The following is a 4,573-nucleotide window of genomic DNA, read 5'->3' on the forward strand; positions in this document are numbered from 1 at the left end:
CCGACATCCGCACGAAGTGCGCCATCCAGTCCGGCACGGGCGGCAGCATCCTCCTGATCCCGCGCGAAGGCGGCCATCTCTTCCGCATGTACGTCGACCTTGGCGAGGTGGATCGGAACGACAACCGCTCCGTGCGGAACACCACCATCGAGGAGATCATCTCCAAGGCCAACGACATCCTCCATCCCTACACGCTCGATGTGCGTAACGTCGCCTGGCACAGCGTGTACGAAGTGGGCCACCGCCTCACGGACAGGTTCGACGACGTCCTGCCGGACCAGCGCGGCACGCGCACACCGCGCGTGTTCATTGCCGGCGACGCATGCCACACCCACAGCGCGAAGGCCGGACAGGGAATGAACGTCTCCATGCAGGACGGCTTCAACCTGGCATGGAAGCTCGGACACGTACTCGAAGGCCGCAGCCCGGAGAGCCTCCTCTCCACGTACTCCGCCGAGCGCCAAGTCATTGCCAAGAACCTCATCGACTTCGACAAAGAGTGGTCCACGCTCATGGCGAAGAAGCCCGAGGAATTTGAGGACCCCACCGAGCTGGAGAACTTCTACGTGAGCACCGCAGAGTTCCCTGCCGGCTTCATGACCCATTACGCTCCCTCGCCGCTGATCGCCGAGCCAACACATCAAGGCCTGGCCACGGGATTCACCATCGGTAAGCGTTTCAAGTCCGCGCCCGTGGTGCGCGTCTGCGATACCAACCCGCTGCAGCTCGGCCACCAGGCCAAGGCTGACGGACGGTGGCGCATCTACGTGTTCGCGGACGCAAGCGAAGCCGGAACGGCACAGAGAGGATCGTCGCCCGTCGCGGACTTTGGCGAGTGGATCGCGAACTCGCCGGACTCGCCGCTGGCCGCAACGCCGTCGGGCGCTGACCGGGACGCGTGGTTCGACGTGAAGGTGATCTATCAGCAGGAGCACACGAGCGTCGACATCGGAGCGGTGCCGGAAGCATTCAAGCCGGAGGTCGGACCGTTCAAGCTCACCTACCTTGAGAACGTCTACGGCACCGATCCTTCGGCAGACATCTTCGAGTTGCGCGGCCTTGACCGCGGCGGCGTCGTGGTGGTGGTGCGGCCGGACCAGTACGTGGCGAACGTCTTGCCCTTGACCGCGACGGCGGAACTCGCCGCGTTCTTCGCGCCCCTCCTTCGATCGGGACGGACCGCAGCGGTCTGAGCTGTTGGCGCGTTCCGGCGTGCGGGACCAACGCAAGGGTTCATTCTGTCGGTGGCCCGTCGTAGGGTACCGGCATGGACATCATCATGGTTCCCGGATTCTGGTTGGACGCTTCTTCGTGGTCGGAGGTCACGCCGCCGCTCGTTGCTGCGGGCCACACGGTCCACCCGCTCACGCTGCCTGGGCTGGAGGCAATTGACGCCCCGAGGTCCGGTATCGGCCTCAGGGATCACATCGAGGCAGTAGTGGCAGCCGTCGACGCCGTTGGCAGTCCTGTTGTACTGGTCGGCAACTCCGGTGGAGGTGCCATCATCCACGGCGCCGTCGACGCCCCGCCCGGACCGGGTGTCCGGGCGGTCTACGTGGACAGCGGACCGCTTGGCGAGGGCGGCGTCATCAACGACGAACTGCCTGTCGAGGGCGATGCCGTGCCCTTGCCACCGTGGGAGCTTTTCGAAAACGAGGACCTCGTGGACCTCAACGAGGAGCTGCGGGCCGCGTTCCGGGCACGCGCCATCCCGGAGCCAAAGAACGTGACCACAGATAAGCAGCGCTTGCACGATGTGCGCCGCTACGACGTCCCGGCCACCATCATCGCGTGCGAGTTCCCCTCCAGCCTGCTCGGCGAGTGGATCGAATCCGGCCACCCCTTCGTGGCCGAGCTCGCGCGCATCAACGACGTGGAATTCATGGATCTGCCCACCGGACACTGGCCCCAGTTCACGAAGCCGCATGAACTCGGCGAGGCCATTCTTGCGGCGGTTGAGCGGAGGGGTTAGTCACCGCACCGAATGGCTCGTTTCGGGCTTACGGTAGCTGTCCACAGTGACCTCCAGTGCTTGGTCCCACGATGTTGCCTTAACACCCAGCATCTTCCGCGTCTCCTCGGAGTCGATCACGAAGGGCATCGTGAATTGGTAGCTGGAAGCTGAGATCTCGCGCATGATCGGAATGACGGTGCCGAGGGCTTTAAGTGACCACTGCGGGATCGGGGCCACCCGGCCATTCACGCCCCAACGCTCATTCACCTGCCGCGCGATTTCCGAGCGCGGGACGGATGCACTCGGCACATGCCAGGCCCGTCCCCATTCGCCCGTGTGGTCTGCGGCCGCGATAAGTGTCGCGGCGATATCGGGCAGGAAGCTCCAACTGTGCTCCAGTGCGGGGTCCCCCACGACACGCGCCGTTTTGGAGGCCAGGAGTGGTTGAAAAAAGCCGCCGCCAAGATGCGTCGACATCCCCGCCGCCCCAGGACCGAAGTAGTCGCTCGCCCGAACCTCCACGGCCCGGATGTCACCGCGTTCGTGCGCGGCAAGGACTTTCTCCCAACCCGCTTTGCGCACAAGGCCCTTCTTCTCGGTGGTGGCGAGCTGTGAATGCTCGGTCATCGGACCGTCCGGCGGGCCGTACGCATAGAGGTTGCCCATGAGCACAAGACCGGCCCCGGAGTCACGGGCCGACTTGATCACGGCGTCGAAGATCGGAGGCCAATCGGCTGCCCAATTGGTGTAGGGCGGATTGGTGCAAACGAAGATCGTGTCGGCTCCACGCGCAGCCCGTGTCACGTCGGCCGGGTTGCTCGCGTCCAGTTTCACGGGAGTCGCCCCGGGGACCGTAGTGCCGCTGCGCGTGCCGAGAGTTACCTGGTCTCCACGGGCGGAGAGCTGCCTCGCGAGCGTCCCGCCTACGAGTCCGGCGCCGAGGATAAGATGGCGTGCCACGATGGTTACTCCCTAACTCTCCGGCGATGCTTTGCTGGTGACGTCGCACCGAAGTACGGCGCAGCCGCTTACCCTTGACAAGATCCGAGGGTGGAATGAATGATACGAGCCTCATCAGCTTTGTACCTACCGGTGGTCAATAGCTGAATTGGTGTCTAACAATGTCGAAAGAGCACATTGACTGTATTCGTGTGGGCATGTTTTTCAGTCGGGTTGCTTGCGTTGCTCCTGAACTGGATGAGCGTGATCGGAACGCTGATCGTGCCACGTCCGCTGCACAGCAACCTTTCACGGATGACCCATTTGGTCACTGCGAAAATCTTCTTTGTCATCACTAAGCCCGTCTCCTCGTACGAAGTACGTGATCGGATCCTTGCCTGGCAGTCCCCCATGGCGCTGTTCGTCCGCCTGCTGGTTTGGGTGATCGTGTTCGACTTGTCGTTCAGTCTCCTGCTTCTTCCCTTCGTCGACGGTGACCTCTGGCAAGCCGCAAGCGAGGCTGGCTCCGCGATGTTCACGCTTGGCTACGCTGCTCCATCGAATGTCGGCAACACCGTGTTGGTTTACGTCGCCGCCTATACCGGGTTGATCGTGATCGCTCTGCAGATCGGTTATCTGCCAACGCTCTATGCGGCGTTCAACAGGCGGGAGGCGGAAGTAACGCTCCTCGTATCGAGGGCAGGCTCACCCTCATGGGGACCCGAGCTTCTGGTGCGCACACGGTTTGGGATGGCCGCCCAAACCAGCACCAGCGAGCTCAGCGAGCTTTACCAAAGGTGGGAGCGATGGGCCGCGGATGTCGCCGAATCACACAGCACCTACCTGACGCTGGTATGGTTCCGTTCGCCTTCACCGCAATCGAACTGGCTTAACTCCCTCCTCAGCGTCATGGACGCGGCCGCGTTGCAGCTTTCCCTGAGTCCGGGGTCCGCCCCGAGCACCCGGGCTCGGCTGGTCATTCGGATGGGATTCACCTGCCTGAACCAAGTGGCCCGGGCCATTCGTATCCCGGTCGAGGAAGACCCCGATCCCGATTCCGAACTAGATGTGACCTTTGAAGATTTTCAAGCGGCCGTGGAACTCCTGAGGACTGTCGATTACCCGATTGAGGTGACGGCGGAGCAAGCATGGCCACATTTCAGGGGCTGGCGCGTCAACTACGAAAGGGTCGCATACGCCCTTGCCTACGCGATCGATGCCCCGCCATCAATGTGGAGCGGCCCACGACGCTTCGCATCCGAACCGGTCATGCCGCACAGGCCGAAGAACCGCACTTCCAAGGACGTCAAGCCGGACGATCCGCAAATGATTGCCCAGAGGAAGACACGGTGACAGCAAGGTGCAAGGATGGCAACGCACATGACGGTTGAACTGCATCGAAGAGGAGAAGCATCATGCCCATGATCGACGTGTACGCCACCGCAGGGACTTTCGCAGACAAACACCAGCTCGCGATTGACCTGGCGTCGACGGTGATGCGTGTGGAGCAGGTGCCGGATATCCCGATGTTCCGCAAGAATACGGCGGCATTCATCCACGAACTCCCGGCGGGGGATCTGTCGAATGTCGACGGCGACAGCAATTACGTGCGCGTCCAGGTGCTCACGAACGCGGGCGCGCTGAACCGCGAAAAGCAGCTCGCCGTTGTCGAACAACTCA

Annotated in this window: 5 protein-coding genes; 4 read left to right on the forward strand and 1 reads right to left on the reverse strand. The window is 62.7% G+C overall.

The annotated features are described in order from the left end of the window. Together AHiyo1_RS12270 and AHiyo1_RS12275 are read left to right on the forward strand one after the other, a co-directional pair. A partial coding sequence (locus AHiyo1_RS12270; RefSeq protein ID WP_172465585.1) for an FAD-dependent monooxygenase occupies nt 1-1,193 on the forward strand: 1,193 nt, incomplete at its 5' end. 74 nt (nt 1,194-1,267) lie between these two features. Beyond that, nucleotides 1,268-1,972, forward strand: a complete 705-nt coding sequence (locus AHiyo1_RS12275; RefSeq protein ID WP_059388755.1) for an alpha/beta fold hydrolase — start codon at nt 1,268-1,270, stop codon at nt 1,970-1,972. Here AHiyo1_RS12275 and AHiyo1_RS12280 read toward each other — a convergent pair whose 3' ends face one another. Continuing rightward, complete coding sequence (locus tag AHiyo1_RS12280) at nt 1,973-2,914, reverse strand: NAD-dependent epimerase/dehydratase family protein (protein WP_059388756.1); 942 nt, start codon at nt 2,912-2,914, stop codon at nt 1,973-1,975. It abuts the gene before it with no gap. A 177-nt stretch (nt 2,915-3,091) separates the two neighbouring features. On the opposite strand from AHiyo1_RS12280, the gene AHiyo1_RS12285 reads away from it, so the two are divergent. Further along, nucleotides 3,092-4,246, forward strand: a complete 1,155-nt coding sequence (locus tag AHiyo1_RS12285) for a hypothetical protein (RefSeq protein ID WP_216363193.1) — start codon at nt 3,092-3,094, stop codon at nt 4,244-4,246. A 62-nt stretch (nt 4,247-4,308) separates the two neighbouring features. Beyond that, on the forward strand, nt 4,309-4,573 hold a 265-nt coding region (locus AHiyo1_RS24745), incomplete at its 3' end, for a hypothetical protein (RefSeq protein WP_216363194.1).

The sequence above is a fragment of the Arthrobacter sp. Hiyo1 genome (assembly GCF_001263615.2).
GTDB lineage: Bacteria > Actinomycetota > Actinomycetes > Actinomycetales > Micrococcaceae > Arthrobacter.

Coding starts and splice junctions, on each gene's coding strand:
- AHiyo1_RS12275 (WP_059388755.1), top strand. CDS start 1,268: ATGGACATCATCATGGTTCCCGGATTCTGGTTGGACGCTTCTTCGTGG.